This is a genomic window from Rahnella woolbedingensis, assembly GCF_003602095.1.
Taxonomy (GTDB): domain Bacteria; phylum Pseudomonadota; class Gammaproteobacteria; order Enterobacterales; family Enterobacteriaceae; genus Rahnella; species Rahnella woolbedingensis.
The window spans coordinates 1-2,243 of sequence record NZ_RAHH01000074.1 but is presented as its reverse complement, the minus strand read 5'-3'; the positions used below and the strand labels follow the sequence as shown (position 1 = coordinate 2,243).

Annotated in this window: 4 protein-coding genes; all 4 read left to right on the top strand. The window is 54.2% G+C overall.

Annotation, left to right across the window (positions count from 1 at the left end; translation table 11 throughout):
* The coding region (locus D6C13_RS25740; protein WP_167458087.1) for a hypothetical protein at window positions 1-594 on the top strand (594 nt) is incomplete at its 5' end.
* The gene (locus tag D6C13_RS25185) at window positions 570-1,289 is read left to right on the top strand and encodes a hypothetical protein (protein ID WP_425272757.1); all 720 of its coding nucleotides are present in this window, start codon (window positions 570-572) and stop codon (window positions 1,287-1,289) included. The genes D6C13_RS25740 and D6C13_RS25185, both read left to right, overlap by 25 nt.
* A 1-nt stretch (window position 1,290) precedes the next feature.
* Window positions 1,291-1,821: a tail fiber assembly protein gene (locus D6C13_RS25180; RefSeq protein ID WP_120135329.1), complete on the top strand. Its 531-nt coding sequence runs from the start codon at window positions 1,291-1,293 to the stop codon at window positions 1,819-1,821.
* 93 nt (window positions 1,822-1,914) lie between these two features.
* Window positions 1,915-2,058 (top strand): hypothetical protein, encoded by a 144-nt coding sequence (locus D6C13_RS25735; RefSeq protein WP_167458086.1) that lies wholly within the window; start codon window positions 1,915-1,917, stop codon window positions 2,056-2,058.
* Window positions 2,059-2,243 lie beyond the last annotated feature (185 nt).

The following is a 2,243-nucleotide window of genomic DNA, read 5'->3' as shown; positions in this document are numbered from 1 at the left end:
TACCCGACCGGCGAAGGCGTGATGCGGATGGAGGCTCGTGATGAAACCGGCACCAGTAAAGCCCGTATTATTTGTGATGGGCAAAACGATATGGTGCAAATCGCGAACGGTGTCCTGCGTCCGGACTCTGGCATTAACCTGTATCCGGCCAATTCAACATCGGTTATTCGGGGGAAAAATGATGCCGTTATTCTTCGCGATCATAACAATGGCAACGTCACACTTTCCGCCAGTCTGAAGGACGCGGGTTCAGGCATCGGTGGAACGCTCTATATCGGTTATAACTCAGTAGCCCAGGCGGCCGGACACTATACATCCGCTGTTCGTGTCGATTCACCGATCACATTGAGTTCAACAATGACCGCGAGCCAGGAGGCCACGTTTGCGGAGAAAGTGAGCTTTGTGAAAGCTGTAGATATCGGGGGAGACGTCAATTTTAACGGGCTGGTGAAGTTCAACCGTCATGACGCGACCTGCCAGTTCAGTTCGTCAGATGCTGTCCACCCTCTGATTTCTGTGAACTATTCCAACGCCGGTAACTTTGGTTTTTGGGATACCACGAACGGCAGGTGGGTTCTTCGAAAAAGAGCGTAAACCTGACAACGGGTAACGCTGATAATTGGGTGATGGACGGCGGTCTTGAAGTTGCGGGGGCGTATGGCCTGACGCTGTCGACGGCGCTGCCTGTTTCCAGCGGCGGCACGGGAGCCAAAACCGCAGCGGATGCAGTAAAAAATCTCGGTGCGCTCCCTGCAAACGGGACAGCCGTCGCGGCGACGAAACTCGCCACTGCCCGCAAGATTGCCGGTGTGGCGTTTGACGGGACGAAAGATATCAGTCTTTCCTCTGAAAACGTCAATGCCATCCAGCGGGATGTGTGCAGTGTTGCGGGCTTCGTTTCGGGAAATAACAATGACCCGTATATGCGGCATGCAACGAGTAATGAAGTCGTCGGCCTTGCCCGTCGGGATTGGGTTGGGAACAATTTTGCCACCACCACTTTGTTGAGCAACACCGATGCCGCCACCCGTAACTGGGCAAACAGGGATTTACGCAATGACATCTATGCCTACGGTAATAACCGATATATCTATGACGTCCAGCGCGGCAGTCAGGCGCTGGAGAATGCGGGCTGGACGGCTCAGCAGAACTGGGAAGCGCCGACGGGGTGTTTTATGACCGGGTTAAATATCCGACCGGATTTGGGCGACTGCCGGATGATGGGGAAATACTACCGCGCGTTAATGGTGCGAACGGCGAGCGGAAGCTGGCGACAGGTGGGGAACTAAGATGATTACGTTCAAAAATATCAAAATCTCTAAACAGGTGTTAGAAGAAGGCTTGCCGCTGCCGGTGCTTTATTTTGAAGATGAGAACGGCGCGGACTGGTACGAACTGCGGGATCGGGAATGGCAGGGAGACAACTGTTTTGTCGCCGTCGGCGCTGACGGGTTTATTTCCACCTGGGCGGATAATCCCAACTTTTTAACGCTGTCCGAAGGCGTCAGCGTTTACGAAGTTGATACCGCCGCGTTGCCGGTGGATATCAGCACGCGGTCGTATCGCTATGAAGACGGTCAGTTTATTCAGTTCGTGCAGCCTGCCGCTGAGGTGGCTGAGCAGCGTAAAAGCGTACTGCTCAGCCAGGCTGCTGCTGCCATCGCGCCGCTGCAAGACGCGGTTGATATCGATGACGTGACGGAGGCGGAGCGGGCGAGCCTGCAAGCCTGGAAAAGATTCCGCGTTGCGCTGAACCGGCTGGATTTATCCGCTGCGCCCGATATCGACTGGCCTGCTGTTCCTGAACAGATTGATCGCTGAAAACGATCAATGACGGAGAATTGATCTGTAGTAACTATTTGAACATGTCCCGCATATGTCCAAGGATATCCCCAGACTTTTTAGGAGGATGAAATGGAATTAAACAAAGAGGAAGCGGAGATTATCGCGGGCTTTCTGGCGGCGAACTGGTCAGCCTTTTCACAAGCGGCTGAGGACGTGATGACCGTCAGCGCGCTGCACCGGCTGGCTGAAAAGTTGGGGCTGGAAAGCGCCTGACTGATACACATCTCAGAACAAACACTGCCCCGAAAGGGGCTTTTTTGTCTCTGACCTTCACCACGTTGTGCCATTCCCCACACACCCCGCCCGCCGTGCCTGATTGTTCCCAACACGCGATGATTGACGTCACCCCAATCACAGGAAAAACACCATGGCTGATTATCATCACGGTGTGCGCGTTG